The sequence below is a fragment of the Dickeya lacustris genome (assembly GCF_029635795.1).
GTDB classification, from domain to species: domain Bacteria; phylum Pseudomonadota; class Gammaproteobacteria; order Enterobacterales; family Enterobacteriaceae; genus Dickeya; species Dickeya lacustris.
Genome location: NZ_CP114280.1, coordinates 38,366 through 63,984 on the forward strand (window position 1 = coordinate 38,366; position 25,619 = coordinate 63,984).

General features: G+C 50.0%; 24 protein-coding genes, 1 tRNA gene and 1 pseudogene. 6 read left to right on the plus strand and 20 right to left on the minus strand.

The annotated features are described in order from the left end of the window. Positions 1-126 precede the first annotated feature (126 nt). Positions 127-1,410 (plus strand): acid phosphatase, encoded by a 1,284-nt coding sequence (locus tag O1Q98_RS00165; protein WP_125259832.1) that lies wholly within the window; start codon positions 127-129, stop codon positions 1,408-1,410. Positions 1,411-1,471: 61 nt separating this feature from the next. Here the strand turns inward: O1Q98_RS00165 and O1Q98_RS00170 are convergent, their stop codons facing one another. The 6 genes from O1Q98_RS00170 to rhtA form a co-directional block, all read right to left on the minus strand. After that, positions 1,472-3,241 (minus strand): fibronectin type III domain-containing protein, encoded by a 1,770-nt coding sequence (locus O1Q98_RS00170; protein ID WP_240632768.1) that lies wholly within the window; start codon positions 3,239-3,241, stop codon positions 1,472-1,474. Positions 3,242-3,546: 305 nt separating this feature from the next. Next, a complete protein-coding gene (glnQ, locus tag O1Q98_RS00175; RefSeq protein ID WP_035342664.1) occupies positions 3,547-4,269 on the minus strand; it encodes a glutamine ABC transporter ATP-binding protein GlnQ in 723 nt (240 codons plus the stop codon). Further along, positions 4,266-4,925, minus strand: a complete 660-nt coding sequence (glnP, locus tag O1Q98_RS00180) for a glutamine ABC transporter permease GlnP (RefSeq protein WP_125259831.1) — start codon at positions 4,923-4,925, stop codon at positions 4,266-4,268. The genes glnQ and glnP overlap by 4 nt, the downstream gene beginning before the upstream one ends. 82 nt (positions 4,926-5,007) lie before the next feature. Further along, positions 5,008-5,754, minus strand: a complete 747-nt coding sequence (glnH, locus tag O1Q98_RS00185; RefSeq protein ID WP_125259830.1) for a glutamine ABC transporter substrate-binding protein GlnH — start codon at positions 5,752-5,754, stop codon at positions 5,008-5,010. 501 nt (positions 5,755-6,255) lie between these two features. Beyond that, on the minus strand, positions 6,256-6,759 hold the full coding sequence (gene dps, locus O1Q98_RS00190; RefSeq protein WP_125259829.1) for a DNA starvation/stationary phase protection protein Dps: 504 nt from the start codon (positions 6,757-6,759) through the stop codon (positions 6,256-6,258). Positions 6,760-7,011: 252 nt separating this feature from the next. Beyond that, complete coding sequence (gene rhtA, locus O1Q98_RS00195) at positions 7,012-7,890, minus strand: threonine/homoserine exporter RhtA (RefSeq protein ID WP_125259828.1); 879 nt, start codon at positions 7,888-7,890, stop codon at positions 7,012-7,014. Between the two features lie 371 nt (positions 7,891-8,261). On the opposite strand from rhtA, the gene ompX reads away from it, so the two are divergent. After that, positions 8,262-8,777, plus strand: coding sequence for an outer membrane protein OmpX (ompX, locus tag O1Q98_RS00200; RefSeq protein WP_125259827.1), 516 nt, complete (start codon positions 8,262-8,264; stop codon positions 8,775-8,777). A gap of 52 nt (positions 8,778-8,829) precedes the next feature. Here the strand turns inward: ompX and O1Q98_RS00205 are convergent, their stop codons facing one another. Continuing rightward, positions 8,830-9,327, minus strand: a complete 498-nt coding sequence (locus O1Q98_RS00205) for a MarR family winged helix-turn-helix transcriptional regulator (protein WP_125259826.1) — start codon at positions 9,325-9,327, stop codon at positions 8,830-8,832. 94 nt (positions 9,328-9,421) lie between these two features. On the opposite strand from O1Q98_RS00205, the gene O1Q98_RS00210 reads away from it, so the two are divergent. Both O1Q98_RS00210 and O1Q98_RS00215 read left to right on the plus strand, forming a co-directional pair. Then, on the plus strand, positions 9,422-10,600 hold the full coding sequence (locus O1Q98_RS00210) for an MFS transporter (protein ID WP_125259825.1): 1,179 nt from the start codon (positions 9,422-9,424) through the stop codon (positions 10,598-10,600). Between the two features lie 37 nt (positions 10,601-10,637). Further along, positions 10,638-10,979 carry a GlpM family protein gene (locus O1Q98_RS00215; protein WP_125259871.1) on the plus strand — a complete coding sequence of 114 codons (342 nt, stop codon included), beginning with the start codon at positions 10,638-10,640 and terminating at the stop codon, positions 10,977-10,979. Between the two features lie 53 nt (positions 10,980-11,032). On the opposite strand, the gene O1Q98_RS00220 is transcribed toward O1Q98_RS00215, so the two are convergent. The 4 genes and pseudogenes from O1Q98_RS00220 to O1Q98_RS00235 form a co-directional block, all read right to left on the minus strand. After that, positions 11,033-11,566: a hypothetical protein gene (locus O1Q98_RS00220; RefSeq protein WP_125259824.1), complete on the minus strand. Its 534-nt coding sequence runs from the start codon at positions 11,564-11,566 to the stop codon at positions 11,033-11,035. Between the two features lie 339 nt (positions 11,567-11,905). Then, positions 11,906-12,243, minus strand: a pseudogene (locus O1Q98_RS00225) (integrase arm-type DNA-binding domain-containing protein); the annotation flags it as partial. Positions 12,244-12,582: 339 nt separating this feature from the next. Beyond that, positions 12,583-13,071, minus strand: coding sequence for a hypothetical protein (locus O1Q98_RS00230; protein WP_125259822.1), 489 nt, complete (start codon positions 13,069-13,071; stop codon positions 12,583-12,585). A 68-nt stretch (positions 13,072-13,139) separates the two neighbouring features. After that, a complete protein-coding gene (locus tag O1Q98_RS00235; RefSeq protein WP_125259821.1) occupies positions 13,140-13,748 on the minus strand; it encodes a hypothetical protein in 609 nt (202 codons plus the stop codon). 615 nt (positions 13,749-14,363) lie between these two features. Between O1Q98_RS00235 and O1Q98_RS00240 the strand changes: the two genes are divergently transcribed. Beyond that, positions 14,364-16,607: a DUF2971 domain-containing protein gene (locus O1Q98_RS00240; protein ID WP_125259820.1), complete on the plus strand. Its 2,244-nt coding sequence runs from the start codon at positions 14,364-14,366 to the stop codon at positions 16,605-16,607. 285 nt (positions 16,608-16,892) lie between these two features. Here O1Q98_RS00240 and O1Q98_RS00245 read toward each other — a convergent pair whose 3' ends face one another. The 5 genes from O1Q98_RS00245 to O1Q98_RS00265 all read right to left on the minus strand — a co-directional run bounded on the left by O1Q98_RS00245 (position 16,893) and on the right by O1Q98_RS00265 (position 22,229). Beyond that, positions 16,893-18,065, minus strand: coding sequence for a hypothetical protein (locus O1Q98_RS00245; protein WP_125259819.1), 1,173 nt, complete (start codon positions 18,063-18,065; stop codon positions 16,893-16,895). Positions 18,066-18,339: 274 nt separating this feature from the next. Beyond that, positions 18,340-18,669 carry an HGGxSTG domain-containing protein gene (locus tag O1Q98_RS00250; protein ID WP_125259818.1) on the minus strand — a complete coding sequence of 110 codons (330 nt, stop codon included), beginning with the start codon at positions 18,667-18,669 and terminating at the stop codon, positions 18,340-18,342. Positions 18,670-19,206: 537 nt separating this feature from the next. After that, complete coding sequence (locus O1Q98_RS00255; RefSeq protein ID WP_278142514.1) at positions 19,207-21,843, minus strand: TOPRIM and DUF927 domain-containing protein; 2,637 nt, start codon at positions 21,841-21,843, stop codon at positions 19,207-19,209. After that, positions 21,836-22,036: a hypothetical protein gene (locus O1Q98_RS00260; RefSeq protein WP_027712314.1), complete on the minus strand. Its 201-nt coding sequence runs from the start codon at positions 22,034-22,036 to the stop codon at positions 21,836-21,838. The genes O1Q98_RS00255 and O1Q98_RS00260 overlap by 8 nt, the downstream gene beginning before the upstream one ends. Next, positions 22,029-22,229: a host cell division inhibitor Icd-like protein gene (locus tag O1Q98_RS00265; protein WP_027712313.1), complete on the minus strand. Its 201-nt coding sequence runs from the start codon at positions 22,227-22,229 to the stop codon at positions 22,029-22,031. Before O1Q98_RS00265 ends, O1Q98_RS00260 begins: the two co-directional genes overlap by 8 nt. Before the next feature lie 213 nt (positions 22,230-22,442). Between O1Q98_RS00265 and O1Q98_RS00270 the strand changes: the two genes are divergently transcribed. Further along, entirely contained in the window at positions 22,443-22,634 is a 192-nt protein-coding gene (locus O1Q98_RS00270) for a YlcI/YnfO family protein (protein ID WP_024109876.1), read from the plus strand. Between the two features lie 190 nt (positions 22,635-22,824). On the opposite strand, the gene O1Q98_RS00275 is transcribed toward O1Q98_RS00270, so the two are convergent. From O1Q98_RS00275 to O1Q98_RS00290, 4 genes are all read right to left on the minus strand, one after another. Further along, positions 22,825-23,037, minus strand: coding sequence for a helix-turn-helix transcriptional regulator (locus tag O1Q98_RS00275; protein WP_015854054.1), 213 nt, complete (start codon positions 23,035-23,037; stop codon positions 22,825-22,827). A gap of 187 nt (positions 23,038-23,224) precedes the next feature. Next, a complete protein-coding gene (locus O1Q98_RS00280) occupies positions 23,225-23,893 on the minus strand; it encodes a hypothetical protein (RefSeq protein ID WP_125259765.1) in 669 nt (222 codons plus the stop codon). A gap of 145 nt (positions 23,894-24,038) precedes the next feature. Next, on the minus strand, positions 24,039-25,289 hold the full coding sequence (locus O1Q98_RS00285; RefSeq protein ID WP_125259764.1) for an integrase domain-containing protein: 1,251 nt from the start codon (positions 25,287-25,289) through the stop codon (positions 24,039-24,041). 187 nt (positions 25,290-25,476) lie between these two features. Beyond that, positions 25,477-25,553 (minus strand) — tRNA-Pro (locus tag O1Q98_RS00290). Positions 25,554-25,619: the final 66 nt, after the last annotated feature.

A 25,619-nucleotide genomic window follows, 5' to 3' on the forward strand; every position in this document is an offset into this window, starting at 1 on the left:
GCACCTATACTGGTTTGGCAATACTCGCAGTGAAAGTGCCTGTTATTAAAAAAGTTTCACTTAACTGTCATCCGCAGCGATTAGGCTGATGCAGTTTCTTCTTTGTGACAATAAAAAGGACATATCATGCGTTACTCTTCTGTGTTTATGGCTGTTGTCTGCGCACTGACGGCGGTACAGGCGCAAGCCGCTCCTTCGATTGACTCTCCGTTGCAGCAGGTACAGTTGCTGCAAACCACCACCGAAGCCAGCAATAGCGCGCCGGTGATTGAAATGCAGCAAAAAGTGCAACAGCTGTTGCAAAAAGCGCTGCAAGGCAATGCGCCTAAACTGACTCGCGCGGTGCTGGATAAAGCGCCGGATCAGGGGGAGCCGCAGGGGGATATGGCCTGGCTGAAGTCAACGGGCTATAGCTTTAATGCCAAAGATCAGCAACAGGCCAGCGTAAAGCTGCTCGAAGGGTTCAAAACGCTGCCGGAGGCGGTGCTGAAGAAAAATCTGGCAACGGTTGAGCGCATTAACCTTGAGGCGACCTTGCCATTGCGCCAGAAGGCGCTGATTGATGCAGAAAATACCCGTTACCTTTACGCCCTGGCCGAAGCGCTGGGGCCGAAACTGGGCAAGGCGTTTTTGGATGTCTACCAAAAAGGAGACATCGGTAAAGCGGCTGCGTTGATTAAGGCGACCAACGTCAGCACCTCGATGGCGAAAAACACCTTTGATTACCCGCGCCCGTTCCGCCAGAAAGGGAACAGTATTCATCTGGTGGCGGATACCGCCGTCGTGATGGACAATGCGCGCTACACCGCATCCGGTGGGTCGTTCCCCAGCGGCCATACCAACGGCGGGTATAATGATGCGTTGTTGCTGGCGCAAATGCTGCCTGAGCGCTTCGTGCCGTTAATGGATCGCGCGGCGACCTATGGTTATTCCCGGCTGGTGCTGGGGGTGCATTATCCGCTGGATGTGATGGGCGGGCGCATGGCGGCACAGCGCAGTGTGGCGCATTTCCTCAATGACCCGAAATACCGCATGCTGTTTAATGAGGCCAAAGCCCAGTTGCGCGGCGCGCTGGAAAAAGCCTGCGGCACCACGCTTGCCGAGTGCGCCAAACCGCAAGGCAAGAATGACCCATACACTGACCCGGCCATGAAAGCGTTCTACCGCTATACCATGACCTATAACCTGCCGGTGGCGAAAGTTCACGCCGAACCGGTCAAGGTGCCGCAAGGGGCGGAAGTGTTACTGGAAGGCCCGTTGCCGCAATTAAGCGCCGCCCAGCGCCGCGCGTTGATGGCAAAAACCGCGATTGCCGACGGCTACCCGCTCTCGTCAGGTGGCACAGACGCTAACTTCTGGCAGCGCCTGAACCTGCATGATGCGGTGCTGGAGGGGAAAAAACGGCATTAATTCTCAATGATGAAACACTGAAACAGTAAAACAGGAGAGGCGCGGGCCTCTCCTGTCGTTTTCAGCGCTTGATGCTGACGTTATCAAAACTAACGGCACCACCATGGTTGCCATGCGGGTGACTGCCCGAATGTGATGATAAGGTCAGGCCGACGTAGAGCGTATCTGGCATGTTTTGATTGATCTGCTTATTCAGCAGACTCCAGCTCACGCCATCGTATGACACCTGCGAAATAAAGGCGTTGCCGTCACGGGTCAGGCGTAGCCAGAGCGGTTGACTGCCGTCGTCTGATTTGGCGAAGCGGCCTTTATTGCCGGTGGCGCTGCCATCGCGACTACGCCACTGTGACATGGCACCGGCTGAGGCGGTGTAACCGCTCAGGACATACGCGCTGTTGGCGCTCAGGGTGCTGCGCATCATGACGCCGGTTTTGGCATCCGGTGCGCTGTAGCGCAGGTCTATCAGGCGGGCGGTGAGGCTGCCGTCGCCTTTCAGCGTCTGGTAGACGAAGTAGGTGTTGTCTTCTGCGCTCCACATCTCACCATTTTGCGCTTCCAGCGTTAGCACGCCGTTCTCTTCATGGGTTGTGCCTGCGTGCGCCGGTTTGCCGATATCCTGTGTTTTCCAGGCCTCGTCTGGTGCCTGCGCGGGCGGCGTGGTGACACTGACCACATTGGAGTAGGCAGAATCACCGGCCTGATTGTAGGCTTTCACCCGGAATGCGTAGGTCGTAGCCGGGGTGAGCGTGCCAATCTCAATCGAGGTGCTGCCCGGTGGCAGCGATTCAGCGCTGGTATAGGCTTCGCCTGCGGCATAGGCTTTGGCTATTGTACCGTCAGCGCCTTCCTCAAAGTTGCCGCCATAGGAGTATTCGACAATCACCCCTCGTTCGTTATCCGAACAATTAAGCCAATCAAGTTGCACCACGGAGCCTGAGAGAACGGCGGCACTGAGCGCATCGGGCGAGGCCGGAGGCTGCGTTTCACCGGTATAAGGGTCAAGCGAGATACCATTGCGCAGCCGCTGCGCGCTGGCGCGGTGGCGGGTATCGGCCAGTTGTTGATTGACCTCGGCTAGCGTCAGCGGCGTGACGGCCAGATTATAATCCACATCGCCTTCACGCTGGGTGAGTGTGACGGTGCCATCCAGATAGAAAATTTCATTGCGCCACAGCGTTGGCATCACCTCACCGTTGCCCGCAGGCTGGCCGACGGAAAACGGCACCATCGGTTGTGCGGTGCTTATCTGAAGGCCTGCGTTCCAGACACCTGAGCGCCCGGGAATGCCGTCCAGCGGATAATCCGGCGCATAACGATCGGTGAGCGCTACCCGCTTCACCTGGCCCTGGGCGAGCGTCAGCAGCGGCGCATTGTCTGCCAGCAGCGTGCCGCCGTGGTTGTAGTAGGCAAAATCCCAGCGCAACAGAAAATAACCTTGCCCGGCGAGCGTCAAGTGCTCACCGGCATGCAATAACAGGTAATCGCCTTCCTGCGCGCGATGGATGGGCTCGACATACTTGTTGGCGAGGCCGTCATTCGTGCCAACCAGTGCCACGCCTGTCTGCGCCGGGCGCTGATACAGGCCATTGATTTTGGGGTAGGGCAAGTCCTGGTCAGCGGTATCAAAACGCTGTTGTGCCACGCCTGCTACCGATCCAGCGCAGGTTTTGGCGGCGGTTTCGTCTGCCTGAGCATGCAGCGCACACAGGCTAAACAGGGCGCTGGCCAGAAGCCGACATAGCCTGATGTGTGTGCGTGAAAAGCCGCGAGAGTAGCGATGAGCGCAAGAGAGCGGATTATCCAGACAGACTCTGTTAACGCGTGTGTTCATGGAGCGATATCCTGGCAGAATTTATAACTGACTGATTTAAAACACCATTAAAAATAGTGTGCCGATGGCTCCGGCAGCGTATAGCAAGTCATGAAAAATGCCAACCTGTCGTTGTAGGTAAGTGGTGCGTATTGCCAGTATTTCGGATATTGCAGGTATTGCAGGTATTGCAGGTATTGCAGCGTCTAGGGTGTCTGGCTGTGGTAGCGGGTTGCCTTGGGGGGGCGCGTGGCGAGAAAAACGCCTGCCCGGTTAGGCAGGCGCTGATGATGGCGGCGGCCAGGTGGCCTCCGCCTTAACCGCGTTTAGGAGACGTGTTGCAAGAATTCGCGCAGGCGTTCACTCGGCGGGTTGCTGATAAGCGCATCCGGGTGGCCATCTTCGGCGATGCGGCCCTTATCAATAAAAATCAGCCGTGAGGCCACTTTCTGCGCAAAACCGACTTCGTGCGTCACGATGACCATGGTCATACCTTCTTCGGCCAGGTCTTTCATCACCGTGAGCACCTCGTGGCGCAACTCTGGGTCAAGTGCGGAGGTCGGCTCGTCAAACAGCATCAATTTGGGTTTGACGGCCAGCGCACGGGCGATGGCGACACGCTGCTGCTGCCCGCCGGAGAGTTCTGACGGGTAGTGGTGGGCGCGTTCTGCCAGACCCACTTTTCCCAACAGCTCACGAGCCAGCTTCTCGGCATCGGCTTTGCTGGCGCCGCGTACCCGAATCGGGCCAAAGGCCACGTTTTCCAGCGCCGTCAGGTGTGGGAACAGGTAGAACTGCTGAAATACCATGCCCGCTTCCTGACGAATCAGGCGTTCATCGACTTTCGGATCATTGACTTTCAGACCATCCACCACCAGCTCGCCGCTGGTAATCTCTTCGAGCTTATTGATGCAACGCAGCAAGGTGGATTTGCCTGAACCCGACGGCCCGATTATCACCACCACTTCGCCTTGCTGAATCTGTAGGTTGATATCATGCAAGACTTGCGTTTGGCCGTAGTGTTTCGATACGTTTTTAAATTCAATCATATAATCTTAAGTCTTCTTTCCAGCCAGCGTAAAACGGCACTCAGCACCAGCGTTATCACCAGATAGATAACGGCCACCGCACTCCAGATTTCCAGCGCGCGAAAGTTACCGGCGATGATTTCCTGGCCCTGACGCGTCAGCTCGGCCACGCCAATAACGATAAACAGCGAGGTATCTTTAATGCTGATAATCCACTGGTTGCCAAGCGGAGGCAGCATGCGGCGCAGCGCCAGCGGCGCAATCACATGGCGCAGCGTATCGCGGCGTGACAGCCCCAGCGCTAACCCGGCTTCCGTAAAACCCTTGTGGATAGAGAGGACGGAGCCGCGCGTGATTTCTGCGATATACGCGCCGGAGTTGATCATTATAGTGACCACGGCGGCACTAAATGGGTCGATGCGTATCGAGGTAAACAGCATCGGCAGCGCAAAATAGATAAACATCACCTGCACGACGATGGGCGTGCCGCGAATAATTTCAATGAATACCAGCGCAAGCCGGTTCGACAATCCGCCGCCGTAAACGCGTGCGAACCCGGCGAGAACGCCAATTACCAAACCACCGAGCAACCCCAGCACCGAAATCAGCAGGGTCATTTTTGCCCCTTCCAACAATAACGGAACGGACGGCCAGATGGCACTCCAGTCAAACTGCATGAATATTCTCCAGCAAGCAATAACGCCGCCAATAACGTGGCGGCGCACGGTTCACCCGGCGACGCCACGGCGGTTTAGTCTGTTATTTCGGCTCTGTACCGAACCATTTTTTGTAGATGGCTGCGTAAGTGCCGTTGTCACGCAGGGTTTTCAGTGCGCCATTCACCTTATTACGCAGCTCATCGCTGCCTTTCGGGAAAGCGACGCCGTACTGCTGGGCTTTGATGGAGTCGCCGACGGCTTTAAATTTACCGTTACCCGCCGTTTTGATGAAATAAAGGATGTTTGGCGTATCGTGCAGCACCGCATCAGCACGGCCAGTACCCAGCTCCAGATAGGCATTGTCGATATTCGGGAACTGGCGCAGTTCTTTGGATTTGATGTTGGCCTTGGCATAGTCTACCGAACCGGTGCCGCTTTTCACTGCCACCACTTTACCCGCCAGGCTTTGTTCGCCAGTGATGTCTTTATTGTCGGCCTGCACCATGACCAGCAAGCCGCTATTGTAGTAACCGTCAGAGAAATCGATTGCGCGTTTACGCTCTTCAGTGATGGTGATCCCTGCCAGCGCCAGATCGATGTTGCGCGTCTGCAATGCCGGGATGATACCGCTGAAATCCATCGGTTTTAGTGTGTAGGTGAGGTTGAGTTCTTTGGCGATAGCGTCCCACAGGTCGATATCAAAGCCGACGTACTTGTCACCTTGTTTAAATTCAAACGGCACGAAGGCAGTATCTGTCGCCACAATCAGCGATTTTTCCGCCGCCTGACCCGACAGGCTAAAGGCCAGCGCCAGTGCGGCCAGTGAAGCTTTAAACAACGATTTCATCAAAACGTCCTTCCTCGTGTTAGTGGTTATGATCGCTACGTGTCGCCCACCTTCTGACTGCCTGCGCATGCTGAATGCGCTGTCGCTGCCTGATAGTGTCGCGCTGGGCAACCCCCGGCATAACGTGCGTGATAGTGAACCGCCATATCAGCGCGGTGGGGAAACGAAACAGGGGGAATTGTTGCCAGAACAGGACGGCAAACCTGTTATTTTTGTCTGCATCCATCACAAACGCCTATGGAATGCGTTGCTATCAATAACTGAATTGTGCATGGGACACAACCGTTGATTACATTTCGGCGGCAATATTGCTGACAAGCGCTAACTTTTTGTACGTTTCGTGCTGATTGTATAAACGCAATGAATATTAATGCGTTTATTTTGCATAAAATAAAAGCCAGCTACAGAGGACGGCCTGAGGTGAAATACGGCGGCTGGGGGCGAGTGCGATGACCGGCGATATACCCGCCGGTCAGAAATGACAACTTATTCGAAATGCGCTTATTCGAAATGCGCTTCAAGGAACCACAGATATTGATCCAGGTCGCGCGAGGCGGCGGTCAGTATGTCAGCCGTATCTTCATCCTGTGCCTGTGCGATAGCTTTACGCACATGGTTGGCGACCACGGCGTAACGATCGGCCAGCGCATGCAGGTGATCGGCGATGCGGTGGATATCAAGCGGGTAGGGCTTGAGAGAGGTTTGACCGTTGACGACCTGAATCGTGGCGCTGGCAACGCCGCCTAATTGAACCACCCGCTCGGCAAAGGTGTCGAGGTGAGCAATAAGCGAGGTGCGGAAGGTATCGAGCATCTCATGAATGGCAATAAAATTGGCTCCGCGCAAGTTCCAGTGTGCCTGTTTTGTTATCAGCGACAGGTCGGTAAAGTCCACTACTAATTGGTTGAGCAGAGTAATGGTTGCGATCTTAACGCTATCGTCCAGATCGTTACGGGTGAAAATAAGCTCTTGTGACGCCGTTTTTACCAGTTTTGCTGTACGCATACTTTTATCCTCGCTATTGCATTGACCCTGTGTTCGTCTGTTTAGCGCGCGTTTTTCCGGTGACGGTATTACCTGATAGCGCAAATGATGACAAATACACGGGTATCACTTCATGAATGACTGGCTATCGCGGTGGCGGTAGCGTTTTTTAGTTGCGTTCAGTATAACCGCAGCCCTTCATGCTGGCTGTTCAGTTCGGTCTATATCAGAGATAGCCTGAAGCCTGTGTCATGCATAGCGATGGATGGCGAGTTAACCGGCTGGCGTCGGTTTTTGTTTCACTGTTAACGTGGTGCCAAGTGAAGCGGCAATGATGCATGCCAGCGCCAGCCATTGTAGTGCAGAGAGTTGCTCATGCAGAAAAGCAATACCGGATAGTGCTGCGATAGCGGGTTCGAGACTCATCAAGGTACTGAAGGTTCGTGCGGGCAAGCGAGTGAGCGCCAGCATTTCCAGCGAATACGGTAATGCCGTAGACAACAGTGCAACAGCAATGCCAATCGGCAACACATCGAACGACAGCAGTACCCGGATGTCTGAAAACATCAGACCAAGCGGACAATACACCACCGCTGCTATCAATGAACCGAGTGCAACCGTGCCCGCGCCGTGGCTGGCCCCCGCTTTTTGCCCAAAAAGGATATACCCAGACCAGCAAACCCCCGCGCCCACCGCGCAAGCGACGCCGACAAGGTCGAGATTGTCGGCGTGCTGTCCAAGGGGTAAGAGCAGCCAGAGCCCGGTTGCCGCCAATGCTATCCAGACGAAATCCAGCACCCGTCGTGATGAGAGCATGGCAACGGCCAGTGGGCCGGTGAACTCCAGTGCGACGGCAATCCCTAATGGCACGGTACGCAGTGCCAGATAAAACAGATAATTCATGCCGCCAAGCGTGATGCCATAGACAAACAGCGCCAAACGCCCTGACCCCAGATGACGTCGCCAGGGCTTAAAGATCAGCAGCAAAATCAGCGTACCGATAGCCAACCGCAGCGCCGTCATACCGGATGCGCCAGTCAAGGGAAACACGGTTTTCGCCAGTGCTGCGCCAGACTGGATAGAGAGCATGGCGACAACAATCAATAATACTGGCAGTAATACAGTGTTTTTAAATGAGGCAAGCAAGGTCATGAGCAGGGTCTTAAATTTCAGGCCGCGATTGAAGACATCAGGCAATAAATGAACAAATAATTAATGGGTAGTTTACTCTTATTGACTTTAATTTACGCTCTATTTGGCGATCTTTTTTTTGATATAAATTCAGCCTGAAAAATAGTCAAAACATTAAGAAAAATCTGTATCATGCGTGACTATTCTGCTATTTTTTTTACTGTTTTTTGAACTTTATTTTTATTTAAAAATCATTTATTTATGTCTTTTTTGAAATATAATCTTACATGTTTTCCATAATTGAAAAATAATAACCAGGCAGCATTAGCCCTAATTTTTTGTTATATTTGGCTCGCTTTAATTTTCCTTCGTAAGATAATTCGAGGCATATTATGAAAAAAATTGCGTGTCTTTCTGCTTTAGCATGTGTTCTGGCTATCAGCGCAGGTAGTGCTGTTGCTGGTGATAGCACCGTTTCTCTTGGTTATGCTCAGGGCGATGCTCAGGGCGCTAAAAACAAGCTGCCTGGCTTTAACCTGAAATACCGTTATGAATTCGACAACAGCCAACTGGGTGTGGTCGGTTCCTTTACCTACCTGCAAGACAGCGAAACCGTTGACAACGTTTACAGCAAAACCCAGTACTACGGTTTCAGCGCTGGCCCGTCTTTCCGTTTTAACGACTGGGCAAGCATCTACGGCGTGGTGGGCGTGAGCGCAGGTAAATTTACCGCTAACGAAACTAACGGCTCTGCTAACGAAAGCGTGAGCGATGCTGGTTTTGTTTACGGTGCCGGCCTGCAGTTCAACCCGGTTCAGAACGTTGCCTTTGATGTTGGTTACGAGCAGAGCCGTATCCGCAGCGTTGACGTTGGCAGCTGGAACGTTGGCGTTGGCTACCGCTTCTAATTGCGCGTGTTGACGTTTTGACGTTGTAAAAATCCGCCTTCGGGCGGATTTTTTATGCCGCAGGCAAACCTGTCAGTAATTTCTTCAGTAACTCATTAAGCTGTTGTTGCTCATTGAGACTCAGTGCAGACAGCAACTGGCGCTCATTGTCGATATGGACGTTGAGTAATTGATTAATAAGTGTTATCCCATCAGGCGTCAATACCACCAGCGCACTGCGTCTGTCTTGTGGATTTGGCTGTCGTAATACCAGTTGCGCCTGTTCCAGCCGGTCGATGCGGTTAGTCATACCGCCTGAGGACATCATCAAGGCTTCATAAAGTTGTGTCGGGGTCAGTGCATAAGGGTTGCCGCTGCGATACAGCGTCGCCAGCACATCAAACTCCCCAGGACGCAAATAAAAACGGGCAAACAACGGGTTGAGATGATCCCGCTCAAGCCTCATGGCCGCCTCAAGCAGCCGCCCGATAACCTGCATGGTAAAAGCGTCTATATCCGGTCGTTCACGCTGCCATTGCGTGTAAGCTTCATCGGCACGGTCTGTAGTCATCAATATTTATCTTGACGTTAAGATTCTTTTGGTGAAGATATTCTACGATCAGGCCATGTCGTCAAACAAGCCGTTAAGGCTGATAAGGAGCGCTATGTCATACACCAGAGGTGCAGGAACACCCTTTTTTGTGGTGTTAACGATTCTATTGTTGGGCGTGAACCTTCGACCCGTGCTGGCGGGCGTCGGGCCATTACTGGCGCAGATTCAGGCGGCAACCGGTATGAGCGATGCTCAAGCGGGCTTATTGACGACATTGCCGGTTTTTGCCATGGGAGTCTGTGCATTGTATGGCGGTCAGCTACAGGCCAAACTGGGTGAGCACCGGGGGATCGGTTTGGGGATTTTCGGTATTGCCCTCGCGTGCTTGCTGCGTGGCTGGCTGAATGACACGACCGGTTTGCTGGCGACAGCAGCACTTGCCGGTGCCGGTATTGCGCTGATTCAGGCTCTGATGCCGTCGTTTATTCGGCGACGCTTTATCCGACAAAGCAGTCGCATGATGGGGCTTTACACCACCGCGATTATGGCCGGTGCGGCGCTGGCGGCTGCCAGTATTTCGCCACTCGCCGATACCCTGGAATGGGACGGCGCACTTGCCATCTGGAGCGTGTTGGCAACGCTTGCGACCATTACCTGGCTGATAGCCCTATCGTTGTATTCGCCAGCCGCGCCCGCTGCTCACCACTCAACCGGTATCTCTTCGCCGGTACGAGCCTGGTCACTGATGCTTTTTTTCGGCATCGGTACCGGAGCCTATACCTTGGTATTGGCGTGGTTGCCGCCCTATTATAGCGAGCTCGGCTGGAGTGCGGCTCACAGCGGGCTATTGTTAGGCGGGCTGACGCTGACCGAAGTGGTAGCAGGCCTGCTGGTTTCTCTGCTGATTAACCGTTTTCCCGACCGACGTTACCTGCTGTTGCCGGTGTTGTTACTGCTGCTGCTCGGTTTGGCCGGGCTGATTCTGGCACCACAGGTGCTGGTGCTGCCGGTGATGATTGCGCTCGGGCTTGGTATCGGTGCGTTGTTCCCGCTGTCATTGATTATCGCGCTTGATAAGGTGGATGATCCTCAACAGGCTGGCGCGATGATGGGGTTTGTTCAAGGCGGTGGCTATCTGATAGCCAGCCTGATGCCACTGTTGGCCGGGATCATTCGCCAGCATACGCGCGGGCTAATGGAATCATGGCTGATTATGGCCGCAGGGGTCATCGTGCTCATGGTAATGGCGCTGCGTTTTGCGCCGCATAAGCGTAGCGCGCCTGCAATTTGATGTGTGACGGGTATTGCGAGAGTAGGGTAGGGCGATGATGGCCATATTGATAAAAGCACTGTTGGGCGCATTGGTGGTACTCATCATTGGTGTGCTGGCTAAAACCCGAAATTATTATATTGCCGGGCTAGTGCCGTTATTTCCCACCTTTGCCCTGATAGCGCACTACATTGTGGGCAGCGAGCGGGGGTTGGAGGCATTACGCGCAACCATCCTCTTTGGCATCTGGGCGGTTATACCCTACCTCATCTATTTGATATCACTCTATTATTTTACGGGGTTTCTGCGGCTGCCAGCAGCATTGCTGCTGGCGGTAGGATGCTGGGTCGTGGCAGCAGCGGTGTTGGTAAAGGTGTGGCGTATTTATTATGCCGGATAACCGCCCGGGCCGGATAACCGGCGGCAACATGGTTTGGCGCGGGATGACCTCGCTTACAGATCGTCCTTGGTAATACCTTTGGTGGTTGCAGTGGCGGCCGGCCCTGCCGTCACACTGTTACTGGCGTTATAGACCAGATAGATACTTTTCTGATTATCTATGCTGTTGTCAAACACCATGGTTATCGTGTCTTTATCAAATTTAGCTATCACCCGGGTATTGGGTTTATTCATGAACGTGTCAACATCATCGGCTGACAAGGCGGTTGTCATGCCATATTTGCTTTTCAGCCCTTCAACCACGGCGGGCACATCCGTCATCGTCAGCGATATTGCCAGTCGGGTAAATTTGTCGTTATTAAAGCTAAAAATGGCCTGTGTTTTTTTGTCGGCAAAGCTGAAATCCGGGCAGATGTAGACGGTTTGACCCAAAATGGTTTCCGGCCCGCGCAGAGAACAATTCGCCTGCTGGCGGATGGCGGCGGCAGACGCGCCAAATTTCAGTGTCTTATAACCGTCAGCGGCAGAGGCTGTGAGCGATAATAGCGCCAGACCAAACGCTATGCAGGGAGTCTGTCGTCTGTTCATTGAAACCTCATAAAGAGTTTTATTGTGTTTATCAGTCCGTCGCCTGAGGCGGAGCTCGGAGGGATCTAGTCTGACAGCCATAACGCTCACTATATTACGTCTGGCTTATTCACAGAACGACTTATTTTTGATGAGAATCACCGGCATCGCGCATCAGAGGTGATCCCATGGCACGATTAACAAAAGCAATTCAATTACCACGACGACGACGAGCAACCCTATCAGTTTTTTTCGCCACAGCCAGTCATCAAAGCGCATTGTATGTTCTCATGGAATTCAAAGCGTTAAGAATAGATAGTATAGCATGAATGGCAACGTGTATTGTGCTCGCGCGGGTCAGATAACGTTAATGCGGTTCGTGCCCAATGGTTGCAATTTTTTCACTTCATACCAGTCGGCGGCGACTTTGGCGAACGTGTTCAGGTTGATGGCTTGCTCTTGTTCGCGCTGCTGTTGCTGGTGAAATTGTGGATTGATGCCTTTGCTTGTCAGTGCTTTTGCTGATTCACGCCGTTGCCTGGCTTCGGCCAAAGAAACCGCAGGGAATGCGCCAAAGCTGATTAATGCACGTCAGGACGGTAATAGCGAAAGCGCCAGCTCTTAGAGCCACTCGGTTTCACCAATAGATACAACCCGTCCCCGTCTTGTAGCGTGTATTCCTTCTCGGCAGGTTTGATCTCGGTATTGGTCAGAGGGGTAGTTATACGCTTTTGTAGTTATATGGGGCGGTATAACTCAGCGTATAACTAAACTTTCCGGCTGTAAACGGGGTATCCCGGCAGATAACAGGCAACAAAAAACCCGCAAACTCAGAGAAGATGCGGGTTTCTGTGGGGTTTCCGGTAGTAAACGAGACTTACCGAAACACGAGAGAAATTGAATTTATTGTTCATGCTATTGATTTTGATTATTTTTATTTTTTGAAATTTAACATTGTAGTCCCAATCGTAGTCCCATAGAGAAAAATCACGTTGAAAAGGGCACCATAAAAACATGTACACCTTTTCAGCGTTCGACTAACAACCTTCACTGTCAGACGGGGTAAATGAAGGATGCTTCCCTTGTTTCACTGTCTCAAAATATTGGTAATAGACACTGTAAACAGCCATAAAGATATCCCGGATATCAATTTCATCAACAGTAAAATATGTTGCCCCTAATGAGTCACCTGCCTTTGCCAGTCCTGCTCTGGCTCCTTGAATGACGTCCAAATTTATATCGCTGTTTTGTTTCTTAAAATGCTTTGTTCGATTGCAAAGTTCTTTGACTACCTCATAGGGTGGATAGGTATACAGAAAACTGTGTAATTTTTCTTCGGCTGTTAACTCATCTTTGTTTTTGTAGCTTGCTGGGCCGCCTGGGCATATCCATTCCCTGAGATGGTACAGTGGGAGCAGCGTATCAATCAGCCTTTCTTCGGAAGGGGTGTGGTAAAATGACTCCCATTTTTTCTGAAGATGCACGAACATATTGGATGAGTCGACCGTGTTAAATAGTCCAGACATGGTTAATCCTTGCTTCTGCTGGTCTGTTTTTTGATATCAGGTTTCGGTAGAACCAGGGGATGTCGCTACTAATCTATGAAAGACGTATACCATTTTTCATACCGCTGAATGAGGTTTTTTGTCATTCGTGCCATTTTCGCATCTGACACCCGCCAGTATGCAGCCTCGGTTTTTATCAACCTGGCTAACTTTCTTTCAAAGGTTTCCCAGCGCATTCGGGCTGGCTTTGCAAGCCACCGAGCAGGGTTAAGCAAGTTGTCTGCGGGTGGGAAATCATCGCCCCAAATCGCCCGGCGCTGCTTGCGCACACTCAGTAATAAACGGTCGGCTTCGTATTTGCTTTGGCTGGCGTAATGAAGATGCCAGCATTTTCGGCAGCCAATATCTTTACACCCGATATACAGTTTTGCTGCCCGTTCGCCGCAGTGGGGGCAAACATACCATTCACGCACACCATACCCTACGCGTGTGGCTGTAATACCGATTCTTCGCGTGACACCGTTAATGGTGGCGCTGTAGCCATCTGAATATCGTGATAAATAGAGTCTTCCACTCTCTGTGTCGCAGTAAACCTGCGTGTTTGGGGCTGCATTACTCAACTTATCGCGCAAATGGGTGAGAAATTGCAGGTTAATACGTGGCAAATCGGTGGTGTAACTTCTCGTCTGGTAACGCATTATCCGCCTCCAGTGCGCATCAACATGCGCAGGGTTCGCAATCTGAATACGAAATAATATGATTCTGGCAAAAATGAAGACCGGTGCGCAATATCTGCCAAAGCCAGCCATCGCAAGGGCTAGAGGCCGATTTGCGAGTGGCTACCGTTCGGTTTCGTTTTGCGCACTTGGGCTGCGCACGGCGCAATTCAGATTGCGCAGTCATGGTGTGATCGCAACACGGGCAAGGCTTACGGCCTCTCTTTATTCTGTACTATCTGATCTTGACACTCAGGTTTTTCGTAGTATCCAAGGCGTAGGATCACATTGCGCACTTTGCCTACCTAATGTTGCTACAGTTAATATTTTGAGCTTACTTAGCATAAAAAATAATCTGACAATATCCAGTTTGACCATATTCAGGTCTCAGGTGGCATCTAGCTGTTTTTTCAGCGGGAGGTGTAAGCTCTCCTCTAAACCGGGCTATAGATGAAACTGAGAACGTCAAAAATTTATGGTTTACAGAATATTTATCAGGTGTCATTCTACTGTGAATAGTGTTATGGGGTAATAATATACTGTAAAGCCATCGAGATAAAATTTGTTTTATTAAAAATAAAAAAGAGGATTTAGGTAATGGATGAAAAAGAAATAGTTAACCTAATAAAGAACAAAAAGCACTCAAGATTATCTTTTTTAGAAGATGAAAGAAAATTAGTCGATAATGATGATTACTATGGATTTTTGTATTTCTTACTCGAGTCAAAAAATGAAGACACAAAAGATGTTTTGGAAAAAATATCAAATATACATGGTGGATTATTTTATGCTTATTTATATCTTGGGGATGTTGCATTAAAAATATACTCCGCAATATATGAGCGTCATGTACCAGAATCGTTCTTTAGAGCAGCGACTGAATTAGACAGAGATAACTCAGATGCATGGTGGGGCATTTATCGTGCAAGTAGAGATTTAAAAGCATTCTTGGAATCATTAAAGATAGATTACAAAAACAAAAATATCAAGGCAGTGAAAGATAAATTAAAAAACACAATGATTGATGGTTTTAATTTAAGTGGTTATTCAAATGACGAATGGAGTTTCTTGATAAAAATACTTTTAGATAAAGAAATTTTCAGTGAAGAAAACACAAAAAAATATCTTTTGCATGCTTATTTAAACCTTAATTTCATTGATGAAGGGGTGGATCTTATTCACCAAATGGATAAGGTCAATGTTGATATTCTAATTAAATATTATCGACTTGGTAAGATAGATAAAAAAACATCCTTGTCTAAGTTGTATTTTTTTGAAACAGATAAATTTCTTGAGGGTGATAGTCTAGGAATATATGAAGAATATCTGAAGGAATCATTAAAAGGAGGAGCGAATCCCACAAAATCAGTTCTTATTCTAAAAGCATTCAAAGCCAGGAAGTTTTGGGATGTGATAAAACATTACAGAGATGGGTTGACTAATAATACTTTTCTTCACTATGATTTTGAATCTCGCGTTTATCTTCTTTTATCACAAATCCAATTGAAGATAGATCTTGATGAAGAAGCTTTAAAATATATTTCAAATAAAAATCAACTCGTTGATAAAGAGTATCGAGGCTTATATAAAGCATTTTGTCTAAGCCGTATTTTAGATAAGCTAAAAAAGCAATACGACAAAAATAACTACTTTTATCATGATATTGCTGCTCTTAAGTCGTATCAAGATGCGGAGCAATTGTTAGAAGACTCTGAGCTATTGAATCATTTTCTTTATAATGAGTTGTTTGATGAATTAGAGAGATTAAGAGAAAAATGGGATAGCGAACACTTCAAATATAGATTTGAAGGATTGCGAAATAATAATTCGGAATTATATTTCACACATGAAAGCCTCATGGAATTCTGTAGCTTAGGGGTTGAAAACAAACATTACAAAGAAGTAGTTGATAAAATAAATGAATATCATGAAAAAAGCCCATCAACTATTTATACTTATAATGCATTGGGTGTTTGTTTTGATAACCTTGCTTCCCAAGAAAAAGCTTTTGAGTATTTCGAAAAGGCTGTTGAGCTTATGGGGAAATATAAAGACTTTGATTATTCTATATTGGCAAACTACATTCAACATGCAAAGGAAAACTCGTTTTTAATTCCTGATGATAGATTTGAAAAGTTGCAAGATGATCTTAACATTAATTTGGTTGAGTCATGCAAATGGTCTCCGTTCATAGGTAATAGACTATATAAATATTACCCATTGAATGTAAATACGATAGATTCATTAATTAATGGCTATTTTTATTTCCCTCAAAAAAATCAATTAAACGATCCAATTGAATTTCCAGAATTAGATGGCATAGGTAAAAAAAACATTATACATTCCGATTACAGGATCTGTTCATTTTCTAAAAATAAAAACTCGGTTTTAATGTGGTCTCACTATACTAAAAACCATGAAGGCTTAATGGTTGAGTTTCAATTTAAAGGAGAGTTATCTAAAGGAGTTGGTATTGCAGAGGTTAAATATACTGATGGTGGTAAAAGAAATAGAGATCAAGATAAATATATATTTAATCAATTTTTATTAACGAAGAATAATGAATGGTCATATGAGGAAGAAGTAAGATTATTATCTTACAAAAACGATAAAGTTTTTTATGAAAGATACAACTATCCATATCATGACAAAAATAAAATAAATGCTCAAATATTGAGCATAACATTGGGTTGTAATTTTCCAGAATCAAAAATTGAATTAATAAGAAATATTGTTGAAACAATGAATAAAAATAGATGTGAGCATGAAGGAAATATATTAATCAGAAAGGCAATAATATCAAAAAGCAATGTTTTTTCTCTGGAGTATATTAATTTATAGGTAAGTTAACCCCCCAAAAAAATACATAAATAAAAGCCATTTACGGGGGGGTATGATAGGATAAAAACGCTGTTGATATTTTATAATGCACATTAATGATTTTGTTAGAATATAAAAGCTTGAGTTTTACTGTACATCAAAGAGTAAAAACAACTAAATGGTGATACAATTAATTATCTTACACCTAGTTAAATAAACTATAGTTTTAATTCAAAGAGTATTATCTATGACTCGAAAAAAGATGGCTCTAAAAGCCACCTTACAAATAGAATCAAACAGCGAAAATCATGAATCTTTTAAATATAGCCCATTGACTTCCTTGACCTCATCTTTTTTAAACGGAATGCATTCTTTGGCTTTTTCTGCTAATGCTTCATTTAGCTTTTTATCATGATCCATCTCTAAAAGATTCGATTTCATACTTCTGTTGTAGTGTTCCAATACTTCTGAAGGGCATACTAACTTTATATATCCAAAAGAAAAAATATTTGCGCCATATATAGATGCCTTCTCATTATCTCTTAAAAGAGAATATTTCCATTTTATCTTGTCGAAGATTTCCTCAGGATAATTTTTCTTATCAAAAATATAATAATGATTATTATAATCACTAATGCCTGATAGTTTCATTGTGGCATGAATGATGATTACAGGTATTGGGGTGATTATCAATGACATTGCAAGCATGGAAAACAACATAGCACCTGAGATAGAAAAGGTACGTTCAAAAATATTGGCATTCTCACTTTCTGTGAGGTAAAAAAAACCGGGCAATATAGAAAACATAGCAAAAAAAAGAGAGACAGTAGTCAGGTAAAATAATTGTATTTCCTCACTAAAACCTTCTTGAATATTGGTTTTATTAAAAACAATAGTAAGCAAGGAGAAATATGCAAATGTTGCCATGAACAATGATGCGGGTATATATAAATTTAGATTTATAAGTTGTTTTTTTCTTACTTGTAAGTTCTTATGTTGCAAAGATTCATTTATTAATCTTTTATTCATTAAATAACAGAGAGTCATGGCAATAAAAAAAACAAAAATAGCTGCCAATGAGAAGGCTACCCCCCCTAAAACCTTCTGTTTATACACCATCCATGATGAAAAATAGAATACAATTATTGCAACCAAGGATGTTATTGTAAACGCCTTAATGTAGTTTAACTTTATCTTGGGGTAATTATATAACATACTGTTTTTTTCTTTGAGTAAAACAGAAAGAAGCAGCGATGGCATAAATAAAATAGCGGAAATTAGCAAGGTGCTAATAAAAAGGAATGTTGCAATAATAAAAAACAACTCCTTGAATGTTACTGATTCAATGAATACATCAAGCCGCCCAAGTTTATTAAGGTAAACCCAATTCACGCTCAAAGCGACAAAAGTTATAAATATTGGTGATAATGTGGTAACTTTTAAAATACCTTTTATATTTATTTTGATTCCTAATTCCATAATAGCACTCATTTTACACTAAATTAACTTAAGCAATAGTTAAGTATTTTAGAATTTATTCAGCCATTTTCAATAAAAAATGAATTTATCAGTGAAGATTATAACACTTACTATTTCTAAATTTTTCAAACATAGATTATATAAAATCCTTGGCATATCTCCATGTCTTATAAATTGAAAAATTGATCGATGACGTGGCGTTAGCCATTTTTCCACTGGTTCGCAGTTCGCACCCGCCAGCGCTGGTGCGAACCGATGCGAACCACTGCGCACGTTATGCCGTAGCGGCTTCGTTTTTGCGTTTGCTCTCCAGCCAGCGGCGGTAGCCTGCTAACTGGCGGGCTTTGCCTTCCGGCGTTTTGGCTCCGGTACTTTTGCCGCCGTGGTATTTGCAGCGGCCATTACGGTAAATGTCCGTGCGTTTGCAGGGGGTTCCGGCACGTGTGGTGGCGCAGCATTGCAGGCCGCGCAGTTCGTCAGGATAAGGCTCCAGCGGCGGCCTGTGCTGCGGGTCATAGCCGGTAGCGGCCCAGGCCCGGTGTTCGGCCATCTTACGGTCATGGTGCGCCTGATAGCGCTTCAGTAATCTTTTACGCTCGTTCATTGCGGTACTCCGTTTTTCTGCCATCCCGCCGACGTTCACCGTAAAACCTATACCCAAAATAATTCGAGTTGCAGGAAGGCGGCAAGTGAGCGAATCCCGATGAGCTTACTCAGGTAAGTGATTCGGGTGAGCAAACGCAGCCAACACACCTGCAACTTGAAGTATGACGGGTATATATATTTCTCTATGATGCATGGGGTAAGGCGGCATCGGTCGGCGTGATTTTTTACGCCAGCCGTATAACACGCCATGCGCCGGTGGTTCAGGTGGTTTTGTGGTTCACGTTAGCAGGCTACGTATTTTAGTGATGTAAAATCAGTAGGTTGTATTTTTACGGTGGTGAAATATTCACTGATAATGAACCCCTTCCCGCCAGTAAAACGGGGTTCACCGGGTGGTTCAGTGGATGGGGGTTCAAAACAGGTAATACGGGGTTCACCGGTGGTTCAAAAAATTCACTCACTGAGTGATAAAACAGGTAGTTACCTGTCATGAACCCCCTGAACCACGTGAACCCCGTTGTTCGTCGCGTTAGCGTCAGCCGGTCGCTTCCGCCTCTTCCGGCAGGTACATCAGCACGTAAAAACGCGGCTGGCGACCGTCCACCCGTATGGATTTACGGGTGTGTTTGCCGTCAGCGCCGGGCTTCAGCATTCCGCTTTGTGCCAGCACGCGGGCAAAATGGCGCACGTTAAACCCTCTGGCGATTTCCGCTTCAAAGGTGGCCGGGAAGGTGTAGAACACCATCGGTTCATCGTCGTGTTTACCCTTGTCGCGGTAACCCGCCAGCTCCCGAATGGGTAAATCACGCGGGTCATACCCCACCGGCGCATAGCGGCTGAGGCCGTAAGTATTCAGAAAGGCTTCCGCCTGGGCGGTGATTTGCTGGTGCTCCTTGTTGCCGGTGCCGAATTCCTTAATCCAGGCATTGAAGCTGTGCTGTATCGCATCCCGGCACGCTTGCGGCTCCCAGCCGGTGACGGCCCGCCCCACCAGTAGCGCCGCTTCCAGAATGGCGAAGCGCTCCGCCACCCGGTGAACCTGCTCGCCGTAATCAGTAGGAATGAGGCTGCGCCAGCGGGTTTCCGCCTCGCTCACTGCCTGTATGGCGTCCTCGCGGTGTTCGGCCAGATAGCGTATCCATGCCCGACCGGCTGCGCCGTAATGGGTGCGATACGCCGCTTTCAGCGCATCGGCGTGCGCCTTGCCGTCCGGGTAGCCGTGGAATTGCTGGGCCTTCTCCAGCGGCAGATTGAGCAGGCGCACCAGTTGCCCGGCTTTGGGGGGAATGCCTGCGCTGGCGAGAAAGGTTTCCATGTCCATTTCCCCGGTGCTAATCGCCACCGTGCGCCAGCGCTTCAGCTCCCGGTTGCCGCCTTCCCGCGCCCCCTGCAATTTGCCGACACCGTTAAACAGCGTGTAGGCCGAGGTGGACACCGACCGTGCATCACTTCCCTGGCCGACTTCATCCAGCGGCAGCAGACCATCGTTATGGGCTTCGGCTTCGTTGGCAATACCGAGCGCGGTGCCGTACCAGGTCAGCTTCAGTGCCTGCGGGTCACCGTACAGGCTGGTGGCGACGTTGGCGGTGGTGGTTTTCCCGGCGCTCGACTGTTCATAGAAATGCAGCCCAAAGCCGTCCGAACCGGACAGGCCAATCAGCGGCGCGGCCAGAGCGGCGGCAATGGCGGTCATCATCGACGGGTTGCCGGATGCCAGCCGGGCCACCGACTCGCGCCAGCTTTCCGCCGTGCCACTGATGCCGTAACCGGAGGCGGTAGCGCTGCGGCCCCGGAACAGTACCGGGCGCGACGGGGTGCCGATGACTTCGCCATCCGGCATCAGGTACGCGCCGCACTGCCAGCCGGTGCTGTGAGCGATATGCCAGACCTCGCCGCTGTGCTGGCGCTGTAGCCAGTCGGCCAGAATGGCGCGCAGGTAGGGCCGGGTGGTGACGGTCACGCCGCCCGCCTTGAGCGTGCGCCAGCCTTCGCGCTCGCCCACGTCTGCCAGCGGCAGGGCAGCGGTCACGGCCTGTGTCGCCCCGGCAGGCTGCCAGCGCAGGATAAGGTATTGCTCGGCGTCATCACGCCCGACCCCCACCACCGCCAGCGGGGAACATAACCACTGCTCGTGCTGGATGATGTCGCCGCTGTCTCGGTCGGCTTTGGGCGTCACCCAGTACACCCCGGTGGCGCGGCTGTCCACAAACGGGGCCAGCGGCTCGCGTCTGGCCGGTGGAGTGTCGTCGGTCGGTTGATACAGCGATGCCTGAAAGGCGCGAGTTGCCGCCTCGATACCGGCCTGCTGGCGGTAATCGTCCCAGTCGGCCTTTTCATCGGTCGGCGGCAGCGCCACCCAGCCGTTCACTTCGCGGGCGGCTTTCTCCGCCCACTGTTTGCCAGTGTTGGCCTTGCCCGGTGCGGTGTCGTTATCCGCCGCCACTATCAGCCGGGCAGTGGGAAAGCGCGCGCGCAAGGCGCGGGCCACCGGCAGCAGATTTCCGGCGTCGATGGCGGCCACCGTCATGGCCGTTGGGTTCATCTGGCTGACACTCAGCGCGGTTGCCAGCCCTTCCGCCAAAATAACCGTGTCGGGGTGGGTGGGCGTAGTGACCGGGTGATACGCGCCGGTTTTGGCCGAGTCGGTCAGCAACCGCTTTTTGCCATCCGGGGCGAGGGTTTGCGCTGCCGTGATGGTGCCCTCCGCTGTCTGTAACGCCAGCAACAGGCGGCCATCCGGCAGCAGCGGGTACGTGGCTGCCAGCCCTTTCCCAGCCAGATAGGCCGATACGCCCGGCACGGCCTGACGCGTCAGTGCCTGATAGCGTTGCAGAAAGCGCTGGCGTTTGGCGGCGGGGGTGTCTGCTGGCGCAGCGACAGAAGACGCAGGCAGCGTGCCGACCACCTCCGCCACCAGCCGTGCGGCAGCGGTGATATCGCACTGCCTGACTTTCTGCACCAGTTCAAGGCCGTCACCGGCCCCGCACTGATTACAGAAATGCGCCCCGCGCCCGTCATCATCAAAACGGAAGCGGTCTTTACCCCCGCACGCCGGGCAGGGGGCGTGCTGACGGGCATTATCGGGAACCGTAATCCCCAATTGGGCCAGTACCGCCCGCCAGCGCCCTTGCGCCGCACTGGCGGTGTCACGGATAAGGTCGATATTACGCATCGGCCCGCTCCTCCAGCATCAGCGGGGTCTGTTGCTCCTGCAAATGGGTGCGGTAAAGGCAATCAAGGCGCTCCCACAGGATAAACATCAGGATCTCTTTGGCTTCTGGCTGCTCCAGTTCGACGATGGCATACGCCAGCGCCCGGCACTGGTCGATAATTTCATCCAGCTCCAGCGGGGTGTTATCAAACATGGCGCACCTCCTGAACTGGCAGGCGACCGGCAAAGACCAGAATAAAATCCGGCTCCAGATGGCGGCGTGCTTCTGCTTCGCTGTGGGCTTCAACGGCAAGCGGGCGGGGAGCTGTATTTGGCGAGTGACGCCGCAGCGCCAGGAAGCGATACTGAAATTTGGGGCGAGTTTGGGTAGACTGTGAACCAGCCATGACGTTACTCCTTTTAACGTTGCGGTTAGAGGCCCGGTATGTGTTGCAGCACTGCCGGGCTTCGCTATTTGTTGCACACCTTCATACAAGGTGTTTAAACAACATAACTCTAAGTGTTTAAACACGTCAACGGTTTTTTGTTTAAACACTTTATTGTGTCCAGGTCGTATCGTATGGTTATCAATATCAAAATGAATGGAGCGGATAGGAAATATGCCGACAGGCCACAAAAACAACAAATCAATATATAAGGGCATCCGCTTTCCGCATGAACTTATCGACGAGATCGACGCCAGCGTAGAGCGGGAGAAAGCCGATAACCCGAACGCCAATTTTTCCGCCTGGGTGCTGGATGCCTGCGGGCGTAAGCTGGACGCTGAAAAGCGCGATAAATCAAAAAAATAAGCACCGCTGGTGTGGCTGGCAGAATAGGGCGTTGCTCTGTTTTGGGCGTAATTCAGCCCCTGACCGCGAACGGCCATGAATGGCGATGACATCATGAGTCAAACTCCGGTTGGTCGGTAATTGAATCGAAATAAGATCAAAACGGTGGCGACGGCGGTGTTATTCAGCCTCCGCGCCTGTGCCTGACGGGTTAATTCCCGGATTGCTGATCGCGTTCAGCAATCCGTTGTGACAGCCAGGTGTTAACCTCATCTTCAAACCAACCTACGCGGCGCAGGCCAATACGAAAGCCTTTCGGGAATTCCCCGGCGTTGATCATTTCCTGAAAGCTGCTGTCAGAGCTGACACGCAAAATAGCTTTCACTTCTTTTTTCAGCAGGATTTTTCTTTCTAACAGACTCATAAACAAGGATCTCCAGTAAAACCGATGCTATCCGTTCGGTACGAATAGTTAACCGGGATTACCGGTCAAAGTGTGGTAAGTCGGGGGAAATAGTTGGCTGGGTCAGAAATAGAGTTAGGTAATGAGTGGTGCCGGTTTGGTAACGGCCAGAATCTGATCTGGCCGTTACTCTGTCTGTGATCGTCAATTATGCGTCTGAGTTAAGCGACATGGCTGCCAGCGCTTCGCCAATTAACTTACGAAAAGATTCTGTTTTGTCGGGTTCACCGGTGCCAAGTGCGCAACTCACCGCAAGCGCTGCATCTTCTGCCAGTTTTTTCTGATTCAGCTTGTTGCCCCACTTATAAACACCACCGCTTTTACCTTCAAGCGCCTTTGCCAAACCCGCGATAAGAAGTAATGCGGTATCACGATTGGCGAATTCACCCCAATTTTCTGGTAATGGCGTGTCTTTTTTGGGATCGGAAAAGCCATACCAGGGTGAATCATCAGAAAGTAATTGGTTAGCCCACGGCCAAATCTCGGTAGCCAGGAAGGTGGCATCGTGAATTTCCGTGTGTTGATTGATAGTGTCTATGTCAATCTTGGTTGTCCATATGTTGGTGGTGTCGCCCCATGCGTGTGTCGCTGAGGCGCGGATCGGTTTTATTACGCCAAATCTGACCGCCTGAAAAATGGTTTGTAGATAGTTTTCGGTTTCAGCTTCATGGTGGTAATAGGGAACGGAGTCAGGCAGGAAGTCATCAACGCAGTAAGAGACAGGCGCATCTTCGTTACCTTGCGATGCCATAACGCTAGCAACCTGTTGTGCTGTGACCTCGATCAGTCCCCGCATGTGTCTGGGTATTTTCAGCATATTCCCTCGGCTAGAGTGTCGAATGCAAAGGCCCGTGGTGATAGGGCCAGTGCAATGTACTGGTTTCTATCGGTTTTCACCGGATAGCGCCATTTTAGGAAGTGCTGTAACAGGAATCAACAAATAACTGTATAAATAAACAGTATTAGGCGTTAATCACTCGTAGCCCTTTTGCGCCGTCTGCGGCCATCGCCTTACCGGTGGCGGCGGTTTCAACAAACTCACCCCACCAGCACATCAGTACCTTGCGTTGCTCCAGATAGGTGGAGCGGTTGTAAGCGCGGCGCACTTCATTGGTGTCAACGTGAGCTAGCGCGGCTTCGATGACGTCCGGCGGGAAGCCTGCTTCGTTGGCGGCGGTACTGAAGATAGCGCGCAAACCGTGGGACACCAGCACGCCTTTGTAACCCATGCGACGCAATGCGGCGTTAGCGGTTTGGCTGTTCATCGGCTGTTTGGGGTCTTTAGCGGAAGGGAACAGATATTCCCGGTGGCCGCTGATTGGCTTCATGGCGTCCAGAATGGCTAACGCTTGTGGGGGCAGGGGAATGACGTGCTCGCGGCGCATCTTCATGCGGCCAGCCGGGATTGTCCAGGTGTTCTCCGTAAGGTCTATCTCGCTCCAGCGGGTTTCTGCGGCTTCAGCCGGGCGAGCAACGGTCAGCAATTGCCATTCAATCAATAACCGGGTTTGTAGCTCAATGCTGGCGACCGATAGCGTTTTCATCAGGCCAGGCAATGCCTCTGGCCGGATGGTCGGCATATGGGTTTTCACCGGTGTCTGAAACGCTTTGCGGATCTTCGCCGCCGGGTTAGCCGGTATCAGGCCGGAGTTAACGGCATAGTCCATCACTTCGTTGATGCGCTGGCTAACCCGTTTAACGGTTTCCAGTTTGCCACTGGCCTGTATCGGCTCCAGCGCGGTGATGAAATGGCGGGCGGTAAGCTGGCTGATAGGCTGGTTTCCGATGAACGGGAACACGTATTTTTCCAATGAGCGCCAGATATCTTTGATGGTGTTCTCGGCCAGAGGTTGAGATTTTTTCACTTCATACCAGTCGGCGGCGACTTTGGCGAACGTGTTCAGGCTGATTGCCTGCTCTTGTTCGCGCTGCTGTTGCTGGTGGAATTGCGGATCGATGCCTTTTTCTAAAAGTGCTTTGGCTGCTTCGCGCATTTGGCGGGCGTCGGCCAAAGAGAGCGCTGGATAACTGCCAAAGGTGAGCGTAGTCCGCTTTTTGGTCTGTGGATGGTAATAGCGAAAGCGCCAGGTTTTTGTACCAGATGGTTTGACGAACAGCAGCAGCCCGCCGCCGTCATGCAATGACAATTCTTTATCCGTCGCTCTGGCGGCTTTGACTTCCGTGTTGGTGAGGGGCTTTGCCTGAATTGCCATGATCGTTTCCTTTGGGACTACGGTTTTATGGGACTATGCCGAGTTAGTCCCAAATGTAGTCCCAAAGTTTCCGGCTGTAAACGGGGTATCCCGGCAGATAACAGGCAACAAAAAACCCGCAAACTCAGAGAGGATGCGGGTTTCTGTGGGGTTTCCGTCAGTAACCGGTACTTACGGAAGTAGTATTTGGTCGGCACGAGAGGATTTGAACCTCCGACCCCCGACACCCCATGACGGTGCGCTACCAGGCTGCGCTACGTGCCGATGCTATGGGCCGCTATACTACCGTTTCCTGACCCGATTGCAATAGCCGCCCTAAACGACTGCTTT